The following is an 18,043-nucleotide window of genomic DNA, read 5'->3' on the forward strand; positions in this document are numbered from 1 at the left end:
TAATCTAATTGATCGACAGGAACATGCTATGAACCAACTATTTCGTCAACAATTCATTTACCAATTCATTCAAGTTATTACCATGAATGTTTTTAGCCAGGATAATTCCGTTTTTGTCCAGTAAAACATTGAATGGTAAAGCTTGCACCATATAATCTGCTGCTGCTGGCGAACTCCAGTATTTTAAATCACTAACCTGTGTCCATGGCAGTTTTTGTTTTGTAATTGCTCCGGTCCAGGCAGGTTTTTTGGTATCTAATGAAACACCGTAGATTTGAAATTTTTCAGGATAGGCATTGTATAATTTTAATAATTCGGGCTGCTCTTTGATACAAGGACCACACCATGAAGCCCAAAAGTCAACCAATACCATTTCTCCTCTTAAAGAGGAAAGTGAAACATTATTACCACTTGTATCCGGAAGATCAATTTCGGGAGCTATATCGCCAACTTCCAGACCTACAACCTGTGCTCTAACTGCAATCACAGAAAAAAACAAAAATACTGCAACAAATAATTTCTTCATATTTAATATCAATTTAGGTATCAATCCTGATTTATATTTGAGACAAATATAAATAACAACACTTAATTTTAAAATAAAAGTTGAGCTTATTCTATTGTAAAAATAAGTTTCATTTTATTTGTCAGGTATTTTTTTTATTATTTACTTTGTTATTCAAAGTACTTTATTTTAGAAATAGTATTGAATGATATATTCGTTTTTAGTTGTCATTTGATGCTGTTATTTTTTAGTTAAAAACTTTGAAATTCAAAGAACTTTAAAAGTAAAAAATGATATAAAAGATCAGATTGTTGAGAAGATGTACGAGTACAGTAAAAAGCCTTATCAGAAATATTTTAAAAGAAATAAGCCGTGGGAAATTGACAAAATAACACTATTGAAATATCCCGAAGGTACTTTAGGAAATGTTTTAGGGAATTTTCTTTCAAAAAATCATTTTGATATGCAGCCTAAATTAGAAGACCATGATATTATTCATGTTTTGACCAATACGGGAATATCTGTTATAGACGAAATAGGAATGCAGTATTATCTTCTGGGAAACGGAAAGAGGAGTTTGTATCTGTTTTTAGTCATTTTTTCGGGTACTCCTTTCTACCCTAAACAAATTCGATATTTTTTTGAACAATACAAAAGAGGTAAAAAAGCACATTCTTTTTATTATCTGAATTTTTCAAATATGCTTTTAGTGCCCATTCATGTAATTCAAGACATTTTTAATATTTCAACTTATGGAAACAATCGATAAAAAACTTTCACAGGAAATTCAGACTATTGAATTAGTAATTGGAACTTTTATAATCAATACAGTTTTATTTACCTTTTATATAATCAGTAACAAAAATTCTAATGTTTTGGTATTTGCTTCACCATTTGTTGTTTCGACTTTACTCCTGAACGGAATCATGTTCTTTCATCTTACAAGCCGTTTTGTAACACTATATGATGAGCGAAAAGATATAGGAGTTAAAACTCTGCTGCTGCTGAGTAATATTCCTGTTGCGTTTTTATATTATAGTATTGCTATTAAATCCTGAGTATGAAAAATAATCAAAAAAAAAGCTATAAGTAGTAACTCATAGCTTTTAGATATTTTATTAAAACAAAATTAATTCGTCGTTGGAAGTACAATTCCAGTCTGGTCCAGTAAATAAACCAAAGTCGTCATAGTAGCTGCACCAAGTTCCAGTTCTCTTTTATTGATGGCATCAAATTTATCATTTGCCGCATGGTGATAATCAAAATAACGTTGTGAATCTGGTTTTAATCCAGCTTTAACTATCGCTTTAGAAGTTAAATGATCAATATCTGAACCTGCGTGTCCAATTGTAAAACTATGAACTAAATAAGGTTCAAAAAGAGGTGCAAATCCCTGTATTTTCTTAAGGTTAGCATCATCTGCCTGAATCGAAAACCCTCTTGGAGTAAATCCGCCTGAATCACTTTCTAAAGCAAAAATATGGTTTTCGTTCTTTTGCTTTGAAACCTCTTCATATTTAGCACCACCTTTTCCACCGTTTTCTTCGTTCATAAATAAAACGACGCGAATTGTATTTTTTGGTTTGTAATTGAAACTTTTAAGAATACGAACCACTTCCATACTTTGTACTATTCCTGCGCCATCATCGTGAGAACCATCTGCCAAATCCCAAGAATCCAAATGTCCTCCTACAACCATAATATTTTCAGGTGTTACCGTTCCTGTCAATTCACCAATTACGTTATAGGATAATGCATCAGCTAATGTCTCGCACGATTGTTTAAAATAAAATTTTAAGGCCGGATTATTCTTTAAAGCTGCACTTAATAACTCAGCTCCATTTGTACTGATGGCAGCTGTTGGAATATATTGTTCCTTTGGTAAATCACCATAACTTTGAGCTCCTGTATGCGGAAAATCATCTAAACGCAAATTCATAGAACGAACAATCGTTCCTACTGCACCTAGTTTAGAAGCTTCTTTGGCACCGGCAAATCTCTGATCTACACAAGCTCCGTATGACATAAAGGTTTCAATGTTTTCAGGATTCATTGGTCTGTTGTAGAACACAATTTTCCCTTTTACTTTATCTCCTAAAGTCTTTAATTCTTCAATACCCTGAACTTCTATAACTTCAGCTGTAAGTCCGGCTTTTGGTGTGGCAACTGAGCCTCCCAAAGCACAAATTGGTACTGTAGTTTTTACTTTTCCATTTAAAATAAAAGCAGTTTCTTTTTCGCCACGTACCCAATGCGGCACCATAACTTCCTGCAAATACACTTTATCAAGTCCTAAACTTTCTAACTGAGCCTTGGTATAATTAATAGCTAATTGAGCATTTTGAGATCCTGACAAACGGCTTCCGATGTCATTAGACAAATATTCAAGCCAGGTGTAACATTTGGAATCCGTTAAAGCTTTTTTATAAAATAGTTTAATATTTTTTTCATCATTTGATTGAGCAAATGAAGCCAATCCGTTTAAAACGAAAACAGCTAAAAGAATTGTTTTTTTCATTGGTTATAAAGTATTTGGGGTTGTTTTTTTTGGTTTTACAAAAGAACAAAATTCTTTATAACTCTTATAATTTTTTAGTTGTCTTTTTCTAAAAAAACAAGAATATTATTATTTCACCTGGATAATTTTATTTTTTGTGCTGATGCCATTTTCATTAAAAGCTTCTATTGTAAAATAATATGTTGTTCCTTTATCCAAACCTCTAAAATCATATAAACTTTCATCATAAACCATAATCGCATTATATAATTTATCGGGAGCAATTCCGTAATAAATAGTATATCCAATTGCGTCGGCTTGTTTTTTCCAGATAATCATGGCATTACGGGAGTCTTTAGTGTTTCTGTTTACTTTGAAAGCAACAACTGGTTTTGGTTTTACCGTTAATCCATTTCCAAAAACTCTGAAATCTGAAACAGCAAATAATCCCGAAGCATTATGAATATTTTCCATTTTGATGTAACGGGCTGTTATTGATTTTGTTAATTCAACATAATCATGCGGAACATCTTTATCATTTTTAGATTTATCAACTACTAACTTCCAGTTTTGAGCATCATCAGACATATAGATTTTATATTGATAATAAATATCCATTGCTTTGTTGTACTGCGTCGCCTTATGATCGGCATAATTGATTTGCAGGGCATTGATTTGCATTTTCCTGCCTAAATCAAGCTGGAGCCACTCACCCGGATTACTTGTTTTAGCCGACCAATAGGTCTGAATATTTTCATCAGTTAAATTTGAAGCATCATAACAGAATTCTTCATAGATTTTTTTTCCTCCATTATCCATTCTGTGTGTTTCAACCTCCATACAAGCCTCTGAAGAAGAAACTGTTACCGGTTTTTTATAAGATAACAACATCCATCCTGAAGAAGCACCTTGCTTATGATCGCGTGATCCTGTTGGTAATTTTATCGGGAAATCTCCATAAGATGTATTCGAATACATGACATCGTCTTTATCAAATCCGGCAGGAAACATATCGATACGACGCTCAAAACGATCTTTTATTGAAATTTTACATGTTCCTGTATTCCAGTAATTGCCATAATTATCTGCAAAAGTATTTCCGTGTCCGGCCCCAATTACAAATCCACCTGGTTTATACGACATAGGATTGTGCTCTTGATATACAAATGGTCCAAGTGGATTATCTCCCACATGAACTCCGTTTGCATAGCCCTTAAATTCAGTTGCGGGAGCTCCGTATTGCATGTAATATTTTCCGTTGTGTTTAGTCATCCAGGCACCTTCAATAAAATTACCCCAGGGCGCTGGTTCCATGTCATTATTTGGTCCAAAACGTTCCCAACCGTGCTTTGCCGGATCTAAACCTACAACTGCTTTTGCCTGACCGTAGGGTTTTTGAATATCTTCAACTTCTGTTGCTGCATACAATTTTGCGTAATCGGCCTGATTTCCTTTTGGAAGCCAGGTTTTGTAATCTACTTCAACGCCTACAAGTGGCAATTTTCCGCTTGAACCGTAATACATATAGACTTTTTTATCATCATCCTGAAAAATGGCAGGATCCCAGGTTGGCAGCATTGCTCTATCAACGTGTCTTACCCAACGTCCGGATTTTGGATCGGCCGTTTTCCAAACCGGATGATCTTTTTTCCATGTCGACCCCACATAAAATAAAGTATCATTTACAACCCATGCCGCTGGTGCGCATTGATCGTCATCTCCCGGCTGCCTTTGAAAACTTCCGTAAACAAAGTTCCAGTCGGACATGTCTTTACTCCAAAAAAAACCTGCCTGATTGGTAGCAAATAAATAATAATCGCCTTTGTAGGTTATAATCACCGGATCAGCACTGGAACGACGCGATTCCGGAATTCCATTGTGATTGTAAGTTGTATAATTATAGCCAATATTTATTGGATTACAATAAGTAGTTGCCGGCTTATTGGGATCAAACCATTCTGTTTTTACAGAAATACTGGATTGTTGTGCCGAGATATTACTATTAAAGCTTACCAAAACCAGCAAAAGAGATATAGAAGATAGTTTATACATTTTTTTATTTTTTTGTTTTAAAAATCCGATTAAGAAAGTTTAAAAGCTATTCTTTATTCTTTGATTAAGTAACTCTGGTTCATTTGTAGTTATATAATCGAATTTATTATCAATAATCCAATCCATGACATCAGCATCATTAACAGTCCAGATATTCAAAGTGATTTTATTGTCTTTAGCTTCTTTTATCCATTCGGGGTGTTTTTTAAATACCGAATAATGATAATCTACTCCTGTAATTTTATCTTTTTTAATTTCTAAAGGAGATTTATTTCCTTCTAAATATTGCAAAGAAGTTTTAGAATCAATTTCACGAATTTGTTTTAGAATTTCATAATCAAAACTGATATACGAAATCATTTTTTCGGCATTGAATTTCTTTACGGTTTCAAAAACTTTTAGGGCAGTCATTTTTCCTCTTTCTTTACTTATTTCTGAAGGTTTTATTTCGCACACCAGGGTTGTATATTTGTTGTTTTTCTTTCCTTCCAGAATATATTCCCTTAAAGTGGGCAGCTTCTCACCATTAAAAAGAGTGAACTTACTCAGGTCAGCATATTTTGTTTCTTCGATGATTAATTTGTTATAATGTGCGTCATGATTGATTACCAATGAATCATCAGCAGTTCTCCATACATCAAATTCAGAGCCAGGCAGTTTAAGGTCAATTGCGTGTCTTAATGCTGCAATAGAATTTTCGGGTAAATTATTCGTTTTCCAGGCTCCACGGTGTGCTACAATGGCATTTTTATTCGTACTACAGGAAGAAAAAACTACTATTATCAGCATGAAAAGAAATATTCTAAATATTTTCATAGGCTTCATTTTTATAAAATTGAAATTTTTTATAATTGCTTTATAAAAAAGCCCTTCGTATAACCAGTACGAAGGGCAATTACTACTAACAAACCAATTAATTAGTTAACTCAAAACTAACTTTCTTATCGGCAGTTGAATTTCCTCCAACGAAAACATCAAACTGACCGGATTCTGCTACAAATTGTAAATCAGAATTATAAAATTTTAAATCTTCAACCGTGATCTCAAAAGTCACCGTTTGTTTTTCACCCTTTTTAAGTGCTATTTTTTTAAAGTTCTTCAATTCTCTAACTGGTCTTGTTACTGAACCAACTAAATCCCTGATATATAACTGAACGGTTTCTTTTCCGTCATAATTTCCTGTATTGGCAACATCAACAGACACTTTTAATTTTCCTCCGAAATTCATTTTGTCAGAAGAAATTTTCAGGTTCGAATACTCAAAAGAGGTATAACTCAAACCAAAACCAAATGGGAACAATGGCTCGTTTCTTTCATCAATATAATTAGATCTGAATTTTTCAAATTTCCCTTCTGAATTAGAAAGCGGTCTTCCAGTATTTTTGTGTGCATAATAAATTGGTAGCTGCCCAACGCTTCTTGGGAAAGTTGCTGTTAATTTTCCGGAAGGATTTACATCTCCAAATAAAACATCCGCAATAGCGCTACCTGCTTCAGAACCTGCAAACCAAACATTTAAAATAGCTGGAACTGTAGCATTTTCATCGTTAATTACTAACGGACGACCGTTAAACAATACCAAAACAACTGGTTTTCCTGTTTTTAATAAGACATTTAATAAATCTTTTTGTGCTTGCGGAATTTTTAAATTTGTACGGCTGCTTGATTCTCCGCTCATTTCTGCAGATTCTCCAAGTGCTGCTACAATCACATCAGATTGTTGAGCAACCTTTAAAGCTTCTGCTAATAATTCTTCTTTCGAACGACTATCGCGGTGTAAGGTTTTCCCAAACATGGTTGCATTAGTTTCAAAAGTTTCATCATAATCTAAATTGCTTCCCTTCGCATATAAAACTTTAGTTGAAGATCCTGCTACTTCTTTAATTCCTGCTAGTAATGAAACTGCATTTTCCATTTTTGTAGCCACACTCCAGGTTCCCGGCATGTTTTCTTTGGCATCAGCCAATGGTCCGATAAGAGCAATAGTTCCAGATTTTTTAAGAGGCAATAGCTGATTTTGATTTTTTAGTAAAACCAATGACTGAGCCGAAATTGATCTTGCTTCCTTTCTGCTGTTTGATGTAAAGATTTCTGTTTTTGCTCTTTTTTCATCACAATATTTATATGGATCTTCAAATAATCCTAAATCGTATTTAGCTTCTAAAATAAGTTTTACAGCATTATCAATTTGCGAAATTGTAACTCTTTTTTCGTCTAATGATTTTTTCAAAGTAGTTAAAAAACCTTCTCCCACCATGTCCATTTCAACGCCAGCGTTTAAAGACAAAGCTGATACATCTTGTAAATTACCCATTCCGTGTTCGATCATTTCAGGAATTCCTGTAAAATCTGTTACTACGAAACCTTTAAATCCCCATTGGTTTCTTAAAACATCGGTCATTAACCATTTGTTTCCAGTTGCCGGAATTCCGTCAACCTCATTAAAAGAAGCCATGACAGACCCTACACCTGCATCAACAGCTGCTTTGTAAGGAGGAAAATAATCATTAAACATTCTGATATGACTCATATCAACGGTATTGTAATCACGACCTGCTTCTGGTGCGCCGTATAAAGCAAAGTGTTTTACACAGGCCATTATCGAATTATTTTTTGAAAGATTATGCTGCTGATAACCGTTTACCATTGCTTTTGCAATTCGGCTTCCTAAATAAGGATCTTCTCCTGAACCCTCAGAAATTCTTCCCCAGCGTGGATCACGGGAAATATCAACCATTGGCGAAAATGTCCAGTTAATGCCATCAGCACTTGCTTCCTGAGCTGCAATTTGAGCACTTCTTTCGATCAAATTCATATCCCAGGTACAAGATAATCCCAACGGAATAGGGAAGGTTGTTTCATAACCATGAATCACATCCATACCAAAAATTAACGGAATTTTTAAACGGCTTTTCTCAACAGCTATTTTTTGTACTTCTTTAATTTTCTGAACTGACTTAATGTTAAATAAACCTCCTACTTTTCCCTCGGCAATATTTTTTGCAATATCAGAACTGTTAGCTTGTCCTGTAGTAATATCTCCAGAAGTTGGTAAATTTAGTTGCCCCAGCTTTTCATCAAGAGTCATTTTTGACATTAACTCTGTAATAAATTCGGCTTTGGCTTTTATTTTTGTTTGTTTTTTTTGGCTATAGCCATATACTGAAAAGCACAAGACCAGTAGTACTAATTTCTTATTCATTATTTTTTATTTTAATTATTTTTCACTTGTTGAAACATCCAATCGTAAATTTCTTTATTATCATATACAAGAGTCCAACTGTCGTGATTTGCATCATCAAAAATGGTAAGCTTTATATTTGCATTACAAGCTTTCAATTTTTTATAAATAGCTACAGAATAGTTTACATCAACCACATCATCCAATAAACCGTGAAATATCTGGATAGGAATAGTCGCTATTTTACAGTTTTCGATCATTGGAACGCGATCTACAAATCCGGCAATTGGTACTAAAGCAGCAAAAGTTTCCGGATGTTCAAAAGCAAGATTCCAAGCTCCCCATCCGCCCATACTGAGTCCGGTTAAATAAATTCTATTACTGTCTATATTGTATTCTTTTTGGATTTTTAAAATCAATCGATACAAAACTTCTGCGTCCCAATATTCCTTTTTCGGACATTGTGGAGCCAAAACATAAGCATCTAATTCGTGCGTTTTCAAATATTTAAATGGACCGTGCACTTTTACTTTTTCAATATCATTTCCTTTTTCACCGGAACCGTGAAGAAACAGTATAAGCGGTTTCTTTTCTTTAGTATTCGCTGGAATATTCAAGGCATAATTCAGTTCTTTTTTAGTTACAATCTTCGTTTCGATTGTACCCTTTACTTCCGTTTGCGAAAAAGAAACCAAAGGACCTAATAAGGCAAAAGCCAGAATTTTAATTTTTTTCATTTTTAAAAATTGTATTTACCTGATTTAAATCCAAGTTTCATTAAACCTTGTTGTACTTCTGGTGCATTCATAAATAATTTCCATAGCAAACCTGATCTGTAGTTTTCAATCATTACTACTTCCGGACCCTGATCGATTGCTAAATATCGCTTTGCAGTCCAATTATTTTGCAAACTTACTGCATCGTAAAAACCGGCTCCTCCCCAAGTTTCACTCTTATGATTCTCAAATAAATTTCGAATTACAGCAATAGATTCTTTTGGAGTATAAACAATTGAACTAATCGCTGCCGTTGGAGAAATAACACCTTTGTCATTACTTGGCATGTGTGCATCATAACCTACAGATCCATCCTCATTACGAGAATACGATGCTGTTAGTCCCCAATAATCAGCTCCATAGCCTTTAAATTTCTTAGGATTTTCTATACAATATTGATAATCAATTTTAACCTGATTTGAATTTAAATTCCAATAATTCGCATATTGATCGCTTAATTGATTTGGATCTAAGCCTAAATAAGAATAATGTGCCCAAAATAAAGGTCCCCCAAATTCCTCAGCTCCATTGTGTTTCAAAATCAACGGAATATTATATTTTGTTTTAGCTGAAACGATTCCTCCGCTTCTTGCCCAGCCTTCGTGATACGCTTTTGCATCAATTGAATGTGTTGGCGAAGATGCCGCTAGTACATAAGTGATTAAGCATTCGTTGTAACCTTCTAATGCAAAATCCATCTGCCACGCGTAATTAGGAGACCAGTGCCAATACAATACATTTTTATTATTAGTAAACCATTTCCAATCGACTCCTTTCCAAAGTACATCATATTTTTGAGCAACAGCTTTTTCTTCCTCAGAACCTTCTTTTAAATATTCACGAACCGCAATCATTCCCGCAGCCAAAAATGAAGTTTCAACTAAATCGCCGCCATTATCTTTTATTCCAAAAGGTTTTACTTTTCCTGTATTTCCGTCTATCCAGTGTGGCCATGCTCCGTGAAAACGATCGGCTTTGCCTAAAAAGTATGCAATTTTGTTCAGTCTCTCAACTCCTTGGTCTTTTGTAATATATCCTTGTGAAATTCCGGAAACAATAGCCATTAATCCAAAACCGGAACCTCCCGTAGTTACAATGTTTGCGTCATTTTCAGGATAAACTCCATCCGGGTGATAGCGTTCTCGTGCCAATCCAGAGTTTGGTTCTGCATAATCCCAGAAATATTTAAAAGTTTGTTTTTGAACAACATCTAAAAGTTGCTCATCTGATAGTTTTTCGACAGAAGGTTTAATTTCTTCTCCTTTTTGATTTTGTTCTTTCGAACCACAGCTCAAAAAAGCAAATGAAAGTACTAAAAGTGAAAATCTAATCATGTCTAAATTTTAAAGTGATTTTTATAATGAAATCACTTCCTCCGAATTGAAGGAAGTGATTTTTAAAAGGATTTTATTAATAACCCCCAGGATTTTGAGAAGAATATCCAACCGATTCTCTAATGAAGAAAGTTGGTATTGGCCATAATTCGTGTTTACCTACAACAAATGTTTTTCCATCTGCTGCCATTGCCGCTTGGGCTTGTCCAGTTCTAACAAGATCAAACCATCTGTCATGTTCGAAAGCTAATTCTACTCTTCTTTCTTTCCAAATAGCAGTTCTGACATCTGCTTGAGAAACAGCAGGAGTATCTCCTAAGTTAGCTCTGTGTCTTACTTGATTCAATAAAGGAGTCGCTGCACCTGTTTGACCTAATTCATTTAAAGCTTCTGCTTTCATTAACAAAACTTCAGCATATCGTAAATATCTAAGGTTTGTATCTGTAAACTCTACATTATAAAAATCAGATGAATACGCTTTGTAATTATACATTGGATTGGTTACAGTCGATGCAACTACACGTCCGTCATATAAAACTGAAGCTCTAAAAATAATTGTAGCGGCTCTTCTAACATCACCTCCCTCATAAGCATCAGCTAAACCTTGTGATGGTGTATTGAAACCCCATCCCCATCCTCCAGCACCTCTAGGCGCTTGAGAAACAGTATAATTGCCAATTCCTAATTTTAAATCTGAAGTTGGTGAACCCACTCCATTGATTTCAAAGATTGACTCAGAACCAAATTCTCCTTCTTTTTTAAACTGTAAAGAATAATCTGAAACTAAAGTATAACCTGTTACTTTATCACAGTTGTCAATTACTTCCTGCCATTTCTTTTGGTATAAACTAACTTTTGCAAGTAATGCATAAGCTGAACCTTTAGAAACTCTTTCTTTATCGTTAGCAGAATAAGCCGATTTCTCAGGCAGTAATTCAGTTGCTTCAGCTAAATCTTTTTCGATAAAAGTATATACCTCTGCAGCTGTTTTACGCGTTAACTGCATTACTTTATCTTCTTCAGATAATGGTGTATTTGCTAAACGGTCAACAATTGGAACACCTCCATAACCTTTTACTAAAGTAAAATACATGAAAGCCCTCATGAATTTAGCTTCACCAATTAATCTGTTTTTTAATGCTGGCGTAACTTTATCTAATTGAGGAAGGTATGTTAATGCTTGATTACATCTGTTAATTCCTGCATAATTTGCTTTCCAAACACTTTCAAATGATGGAGTTGAAGCATTGTAAGTCAAAGCATCAATAACGTCTTTATCTGTTCCTGTATCTCCAGGGTCAGAACCTTTATCAGCATCATCTGAAATTATACTTGTAACAGCATTCCATCCAAAAGATGACATGTCCCAAGATAAAAACTGGTTGTAAATAGATGTAACCAATTCAGTAGCTTTACTATCTGTATTAAGGTATTCTACATCAACCGGAATTTTATCCGTTTGATCCACATCTAAAAAATCATCTGAACATCCTGAAAAGAGAAGCCCAGCAAGTAAAAGTGATATATAAAGTCTTTTCATAATATTAAAATTTTAAATTAGCTCCAATAACAAATGATCTCAATGAAGGGTAAGCATCAAGCTCAACACCTTGAGTACCTGTTACTAATTCACCGTCTCCTAGAGCTTCTGGTGAAAATCCTGAGAATTTCTGAGTAATAAAAGGATTAACCGCATTCACATATAGTCTACAGAAACTGATAAAACCGTCTTCTTTTAAAGGAAGTTTGTATCCTACAGTAATGTTGTTAATTCTAAAGAAATCCGCTGATTCTAAGTAATAAGTTGAAGCAACTGGAACGTAATTAAATGGTGCCGGATTTGAAGCTGTGGTATTAGTTGGAGTCCAGAAATCTCTAGTTAAAGAAGCTTCTATATTTTCACCTGAAAAACGTTGTGCTTTTTTACCATTATAAACTTTTGCTCCTCCTGTTCCATAACCGTCAACAGACAAATCAATATTTTTATAATTTAAACCTAAAGTAACTCCGTAATTAAGAGTTGGAAGAACCGATCCAACATATTTTTTATCATTAACCTCATTTAATGCCCCTTGAGCAACTTTGTCTCCACTTGCATTGTAGTACAACATTTGACCATTTGCAGGATCAACTCCCGCATATTCGTACATGAAGAAACTACCCAATGGCTGTCCTACAGAGGTATTATATAATAATTTAGTATTTTGTCCATTTCCTAAATTACCTCCAATAATCTGTGCAATTGCTGGATTATTTAAACTAGACAATTTATTTTGATTATGAGAGAAGTTACCCCCTACCCAGTAGCTTAAATTGTCATTGATTTTATCATCCCAACGCAAAGAAACCTCGTAGCCTTTATTTGAAACTTCACCAACGTGAGTAGCCGTTCTTTGTGTCAATCCTGAAGTTGAAAGCGGAATAACATATAAAATTGCATTCTCAGTATTTTTATCATAAACATCAAAAGATCCTTTTAACCTGTTGTTAAACATTTCAACATCAAAACCTGCAGAAAGTTCTTCTACAACTTCCCAAGATAAGTTAGGGTCGATAGATGAATCTACACTGATTCCCTGACCTGAATCTGGTCCATAATTTAAACCTGATGTAAATGTTTGATTATTTAATGGAACATTTTGATTTCCTAATTTACCCCAAGAACCTCTAATTTTTAATAAATTAATTGTTTTTGAATCTTTCAAAAAGTCTTCTTTAGATACGATCCATCCAGCTCCTAATGATGGGAATGTTCCCCAGCGATTTCCGTCAGAAAATTGAGATGATCCATCACGTCTTACAGTTCCAGTTAATAGATATTTATCCATTAATTTATATTGGAAACGAGCAAAATAAGATGATAATTTCTTTTGGCTGAACGCTACATCACTATAACCTACCACACTTGGTCCGTAAGGAACATTATCTAGCGCCCAGTAGTTAGAATTAGATTCTACATTTTTTCTGGTAACTGTTAATTTTTCTTTTGTACCAATTACATTCGTTTCTATACCTGCTGTAACTTCTACATCGTGAATTTCTGCAAACACTTTGTTATAAGTAAGATAGTTAGATAAGTTCCAGTTGAAATATTGCTCTCTATTTCTAGTTAAAGTATTTGTATTTAAACTGCTTGTATCATAAGCTGATGCAACTCTGTTTGGGTCTGCAGCTAACCATAGAGCCAGATTATCTACGTAATTGTATTGCTTGTAAGTATAAAATTCTCCGTTAAATTGTGATGTAAATTTTAATGATTTTGTAATATCATAATCTAATTTCAAACCTCCTTGAAGAATAACCGTCTGCTGTTTTTCGTCATTATAATCTACAGCACTTACAGGATTTCCAACTGAATTAAATTGTGAACCTGTTTCAGCTGCTACTCCATTATTAACAAATTGGACACCATATTTTCCGTCAGCAAAACGTACAGGAATTATAGGTGATTGTCTGTAAGCTGTAGTAAATGCAGATAGTGGTTTCGGTGTATTTTTAATAGAAGTAACACTGAAATTTTGACTTAATTTAAGTTTGTCTGAAATTTTATACTCGTTATTATTTCTAATGGTTGTACGAGAATAATCTGTTCCATTTAAAATTCCTTTCTCCTCGTAATTTGCAGCACTTAAAAAATACTTAACACTTTCTGATGATCCAGAGATAGCAATGTTATTTTCTGAAAATGTACCTGTTCTTGTAATTGCATCATACCAATTTGTATTAACTGGCTGATTTAAAGAAAATTTGTTTGGATCATTGAAAGCAGCATTACTATAACGGGCAAATTCCTCGCTATTAGCCATTTTAACTTTTTTCAAAGCAGTTTTAAAACCACTGTAACTATCAATATCTACAGTCAATTTTCCTTTTCCTGCTTTAGTAGTAATCATGATGACTCCATTTGCACCCCTTGTACCATAAATAGCAAGAGCAGAAGCATCTTTTAAAACTTCATAAGAAGTAATGTCATTAGTATTAATGTTATTGATATTATCAGTTGGCATACCGTCAACAACATATAAAGGATTTCTTCCTCCTAGTGCAGTTCCAACCCCTCTAATAACAACAGAAGGTGTTCCACCAGGAGTGTTTGAAGCAGTTACCTGAACCCCCGCCGCTTTACCTTGGATGGCTTGAGTTGCATTTGCTACCTTCATTTTGGTAATTTCTTCTGATTTTAATGAGCTTACAGCAGAAGTATTATCAATTTTCTTTCTGGTACCATATCCAATTACAACAACTTCCCTTAAAACAGTGTCACTTGACTCTTCTAAAGTAATTGTCATTGGTGCGGCTGTTGCCGGTACAGAAACCGCATCAAAGCCTAACATAGATACCTTTAATATATCTCCAGGTTTAGCATTGATTGTAAAGTTTCCGTCGAAATCTGCATCTGCAGTAGCTCTGGCATCAGATGAAGCTATAATTGCTCCGGGAATTCCCATCCCGCTACTATCTACTACTTTTCCTTTAATTGCCTGCCCAGACATATATGCCGGTAATAGCAAAAGTGCTAAAAAGCTAAAAATAAAATTTTTCATACAGTATGTAATCGTTTAAGTTAGTTGAGCCAAATTAAACATTTACAACGTTGTAGTACATCAAATACTACTACAACACAGCTACATCAATACTTTAAAAAACAATCATAATCAAATGATAATGAGACCAGTAAATGTTTAATTAATTTTATTAAAAAAACATTATGATGTAGTAATGATGTATTAGAATTACATAAAAAATGATATGCAAAAATATAGAATACCTAAAATTCCCCTACAAATCTTATACATTTAATAAAAATTTAGATAGATTTTCTTCCTGAGAGAGATTTAATTTCTTTCTTAAGCGATATCTGTGTAATTCTACACCTCTAAATGATATGTTCATCATAGGTGCTATCTCCTTGGAGGAAAGATTCATTTTTAGGTAAACACAGAGTTTAATATCTTTTGGAGTAAGATTTGGGTATTTCTTTGAAAGATTAATTATAAATTCATTATGAATCTGATTCAGATTGGTTTCAAAGATTTCCCATTCATGTTTATTGACTTCATTTATCTTAATAGCTTTTTTAATTTCACTTTTGAGCTTATTAAAATCTTTTTCTGAGTTCAGAATATTCTGAATATTTTCAATCATTTCACTTTGTTTAGCAATAGATAATGATTTTCCGGCAACTTCAGAAGATTTTGTCTGCAGTTCAAGTTCCAGAATGTGTTTTTCGTATTCCTGAATGTTCAATTCGTTCTCTGCTTTTAATTCCATTTCAAGAATTTCCCTCTGATGTTTCAACTCCTCTGACTGCAATTTTAATTTTTGCAAATAACGAATCTTATTCCATTTGTAGTATAAAAACAACACTGTTGCTATTATTAAGAGGTATAACAAAATCATCCAAAATGAAAAATACCAAGGCTTTGCAACATTAAAATCAAAACCTGCAACAGTATAGTAGTTTGCACCATCGTGTTTGTAAACATTTACATGATGATTTCCACTACTTAAATTATTTAAAATAATTAATCCGTTTGAAACCGGAATAAATACCTCTCCATTATCAAGTTTATAAAACAAATTAAGTTTACCGGCTCCATAAATTCCTGAAATGACATTTATTTGCAATTCAGTATTATATTTGATTTTTGAATCGTTTAATATTAAATTTTCTTCGTTAAAAGATTCAATCTTAACGGTTGAGTTTTGCTTATTTTCATATTTCAATTCTAAGGATATAAAGCCGTCGTCAAGATTTAGTAAATAATGATTAGCATCTTTAAATATTCTTAAATTATCGTTGATTAGTTTTCCTTTATAATATTTTGCCTGAATAATGTTCCATGTAAATTTATTTCCAATAGCTTCTATGTGATATAAAATTCCATCCTGTAATACCATAAAATGATCTTCATCTATACTTATTATATCTGAAACATTTTTAAAGTTCTCATTAAATAATTCATTACCCTCTAATTTGTTGATTATTGAATTATAAGTATACCATGAATTATTGATGAGGAATAAAATTTCGTTTCTAAACTCAAATATCTTAACCCCAAAATCATTTTTTATCTTACTTTGCTGTGTGATATTTTCAACTTTTTTGGTTGTGAAATTATCATCATATATTACACGATATAAACCACGATAATTATCTGCTGCCCAAATTTCATTCTTTTTGTTTTGGGCTACATATTTTATAGGTTTAGAAAGGTCTTTAATTATTTTGTTTTTAGTTAAATCTGAAAGGTCATTATATGCTATAACACCACTATAAGTTGATTGAAAATAAGTATTATTAATGCTGCTTTTCGATAAATTCCAGCCGCCGTTGATATTATTTATTTTAGACAGGGAACCATTTTCATATGAAAATGTACCATCGTTATGACCAATAATGTATTTGTTGTTAATTTCTGTTATATTCCAGGCCTGTCCTTGTGTATTGGGCATCATTTTGAATTTTCCCGAATCAAATTCAAAAATACCATGATTTGTAGCTATTAAGTAGCCATTGTTTGTTGTCGCTACTGAATAAACAGAACCTAAAACACCCGAATTATCATAAAAGATTGAGATCGGAGAATTGATTTCAACGTGAGCTATTCCATTATCTAAACCAAGCCATAAATCATTTTCTTTATCAAAACCGATACTCAAAATGGAATTATTCATTAAAACATTTTTTCTGTCAATATTTTTATATGTATCAGAATTAAAATCATAAATAAAAACACCTCTGTTTCCAGTACCTACAACAAGTTTTTTGTTCTTAGTAAACTTTCCTACATTAATTGTGGAGTTTTTTAAAATTTCATTTAACGGTGTATTCCATGGTTTTAAACCACCTTTTTCTACGGTAAAAATTCCTTTTTTCTGCGTAAATACATAGGTTTTATTTTCATACTTTTCTATGGCATGAACAACATTGTTTTTAAGAACATTCCATCCTTTCGGATTTGTAATTACTGATCCATTCATCTTAAAAGTACCTTTCGCGACAGAGGCAACGTAAAGGTTTTGATCAACAACAAAGCAATATGATATTAAAAATGGAAACCTAATTTTCTGAATGTGTTTTCCGTTATAAATAAAAACATCATTAAAGGACTGGAAGTATAGAGAACCATTGAACCTGAAAATTTTCCATATTTCCTCATTGTCTTTTTCATCAAACAAACGCAGGTTTTTGGTAATCGAGACGTAATGCATTTTGCCATCTTTTCGATACCAATAACCAAATTCCTTATAAGAGCCTGAATAAATTCGGTCACCTTCAATAAAAATCGAGCGAATAATTGTTTTATTAGGTAATGAGTATTTTTCCCATTTTACCCCATCATATCGCAGTAAATAATGATTATTAGCAAAATACATCGCATTATCTTTTCCTTGGACAACATTCCATATTTGGTTATCGCCCTGATAATTTGATTTATTGTAATTTTCAACGAAAGGAAGTAATTCTTGTGATTGAACTTGAGAAGCAATGAAAAAGAAGAAAAGTATTTTTAGAAGTAACGATTTCAAGATAATGAGATTTATATTCAAAGATACTGACAAATATTGAATAAGTAAAAAAGCCTCTCAATTGAGAAGCTTTTTTTATTCTGAAATACTGTCTAGTCCTGAAATAGCGATACACAAAAAGCATCGTTATGGAAGATCAAATAAAATATGTAAAGCGTAGTCAAC

12 protein-coding genes are annotated in these 18,043 nt (G+C 33.2%); 2 read left to right on the forward strand and 10 right to left on the reverse strand.

What is annotated here, in order from left to right; all coding sequences use genetic code 11:
- Nucleotides 1-37 precede the first annotated feature (37 nt).
- Nucleotides 38-526 carry a TlpA family protein disulfide reductase gene (locus tag ACEN2I_RS16500; protein ID WP_441767207.1) on the reverse strand — a complete coding sequence of 163 codons (489 nt, stop codon included), beginning with the start codon at nt 524-526 and terminating at the stop codon, nt 38-40.
- A gap of 298 nt (nt 527-824) precedes the next feature.
- Here ACEN2I_RS16500 and ACEN2I_RS16505 point away from each other — a divergent pair, with 298 nt between their 5' ends.
- Both ACEN2I_RS16505 and ACEN2I_RS16510 read left to right on the forward strand, forming a co-directional pair.
- On the forward strand, nt 825-1,274 hold the full coding sequence (locus ACEN2I_RS16505) for a hypothetical protein (RefSeq protein WP_441767208.1): 450 nt from the start codon (nt 825-827) through the stop codon (nt 1,272-1,274).
- On the forward strand, nt 1,258-1,563 hold the full coding sequence (locus tag ACEN2I_RS16510; protein WP_441767209.1) for a hypothetical protein: 306 nt from the start codon (nt 1,258-1,260) through the stop codon (nt 1,561-1,563). Before ACEN2I_RS16505 ends, ACEN2I_RS16510 begins: the two co-directional genes overlap by 17 nt.
- 71 nt (nt 1,564-1,634) lie before the next feature.
- On the opposite strand, the gene ACEN2I_RS16515 is transcribed toward ACEN2I_RS16510, so the two are convergent.
- The 9 genes from ACEN2I_RS16515 to ACEN2I_RS16555 form a co-directional block, all read right to left on the reverse strand.
- On the reverse strand, nt 1,635-3,023 hold the full coding sequence (locus tag ACEN2I_RS16515) for a M20/M25/M40 family metallo-hydrolase (protein ID WP_441767210.1): 1,389 nt from the start codon (nt 3,021-3,023) through the stop codon (nt 1,635-1,637).
- A 108-nt stretch (nt 3,024-3,131) separates the two neighbouring features.
- Nucleotides 3,132-5,054 (reverse strand): discoidin domain-containing protein, encoded by a 1,923-nt coding sequence (locus ACEN2I_RS16520; RefSeq protein WP_441767211.1) that lies wholly within the window; start codon nt 5,052-5,054, stop codon nt 3,132-3,134.
- A gap of 39 nt (nt 5,055-5,093) precedes the next feature.
- Nucleotides 5,094-5,870: a glycerophosphodiester phosphodiesterase family protein gene (locus tag ACEN2I_RS16525; protein ID WP_441767212.1), complete on the reverse strand. Its 777-nt coding sequence runs from the start codon at nt 5,868-5,870 to the stop codon at nt 5,094-5,096.
- Between the two features lie 97 nt (nt 5,871-5,967).
- Entirely contained in the window at nt 5,968-8,256 is a 2,289-nt protein-coding gene (bglX, locus tag ACEN2I_RS16530) for a beta-glucosidase BglX (protein ID WP_441767213.1), read from the reverse strand.
- Between the two features lie 11 nt (nt 8,257-8,267).
- Nucleotides 8,268-8,972 carry a prolyl oligopeptidase family serine peptidase gene (locus ACEN2I_RS16535; protein ID WP_441767214.1) on the reverse strand — a complete coding sequence of 235 codons (705 nt, stop codon included), beginning with the start codon at nt 8,970-8,972 and terminating at the stop codon, nt 8,268-8,270.
- 2 nt (nt 8,973-8,974) lie between these two features.
- The gene (locus tag ACEN2I_RS16540; protein ID WP_441767215.1) at nt 8,975-10,345 is read right to left on the reverse strand and encodes a glucoamylase family protein; all 1,371 of its coding nucleotides are present in this window, start codon (nt 10,343-10,345) and stop codon (nt 8,975-8,977) included.
- A gap of 76 nt (nt 10,346-10,421) precedes the next feature.
- Nucleotides 10,422-11,885, reverse strand: coding sequence for a RagB/SusD family nutrient uptake outer membrane protein (locus tag ACEN2I_RS16545; protein ID WP_441767216.1), 1,464 nt, complete (start codon nt 11,883-11,885; stop codon nt 10,422-10,424).
- A 4-nt stretch (nt 11,886-11,889) separates the two neighbouring features.
- On the reverse strand, nt 11,890-14,889 hold the full coding sequence (locus tag ACEN2I_RS16550) for a SusC/RagA family TonB-linked outer membrane protein (RefSeq protein ID WP_441767217.1): 3,000 nt from the start codon (nt 14,887-14,889) through the stop codon (nt 11,890-11,892).
- A gap of 244 nt (nt 14,890-15,133) precedes the next feature.
- Nucleotides 15,134-17,878 carry a LuxR C-terminal-related transcriptional regulator gene (locus ACEN2I_RS16555; RefSeq protein ID WP_441767218.1) on the reverse strand — a complete coding sequence of 915 codons (2,745 nt, stop codon included), beginning with the start codon at nt 17,876-17,878 and terminating at the stop codon, nt 15,134-15,136.
- Between the last annotated feature and the right edge of the window lie 165 nt (nt 17,879-18,043).

This window comes from Flavobacterium sp. W22_SRS_FK3 (assembly GCF_052113665.1).
Taxonomy (GTDB): Bacteria; Bacteroidota; Bacteroidia; order Flavobacteriales; family Flavobacteriaceae; genus Flavobacterium.

Bases quoted from the DNA above. Each gene is read 5' to 3' on its own strand.
- ACEN2I_RS16500 (WP_441767207.1), bottom strand. From the start codon at position 526: ATGAAGAAATTATTTGTTGCAGTATTTTTGTTTTTTTCTGTGATTGCA.
- ACEN2I_RS16505 (WP_441767208.1), top strand. From the start codon at position 825: ATGTACGAGTACAGTAAAAAGCCTTATCAGAAATATTTTAAAAGAAAT.
- ACEN2I_RS16510 (WP_441767209.1), top strand. From the start codon at position 1,258: ATGGAAACAATCGATAAAAAACTTTCACAGGAAATTCAGACTATTGAA.
- ACEN2I_RS16515 (WP_441767210.1), bottom strand. From the start codon at position 3,023: ATGAAAAAAACAATTCTTTTAGCTGTTTTCGTTTTAAACGGATTGGCT.
- ACEN2I_RS16520 (WP_441767211.1), bottom strand. From the start codon at position 5,054: ATGTATAAACTATCTTCTATATCTCTTTTGCTGGTTTTGGTAAGCTTT.
- ACEN2I_RS16525 (WP_441767212.1), bottom strand. From the start codon at position 5,870: ATGAAAATATTTAGAATATTTCTTTTCATGCTGATAATAGTAGTTTTT.
- bglX (WP_441767213.1), bottom strand. From the start codon at position 8,256: ATGAATAAGAAATTAGTACTACTGGTCTTGTGCTTTTCAGTATATGGC.
- ACEN2I_RS16535 (WP_441767214.1), bottom strand. From the start codon at position 8,972: ATGAAAAAAATTAAAATTCTGGCTTTTGCCTTATTAGGTCCTTTGGTT.
- ACEN2I_RS16540 (WP_441767215.1), bottom strand. From the start codon at position 10,345: ATGATTAGATTTTCACTTTTAGTACTTTCATTTGCTTTTTTGAGCTGT.
- ACEN2I_RS16545 (WP_441767216.1), bottom strand. From the start codon at position 11,885: ATGAAAAGACTTTATATATCACTTTTACTTGCTGGGCTTCTCTTTTCA.
- ACEN2I_RS16550 (WP_441767217.1), bottom strand. From the start codon at position 14,889: ATGAAAAATTTTATTTTTAGCTTTTTAGCACTTTTGCTATTACCGGCA.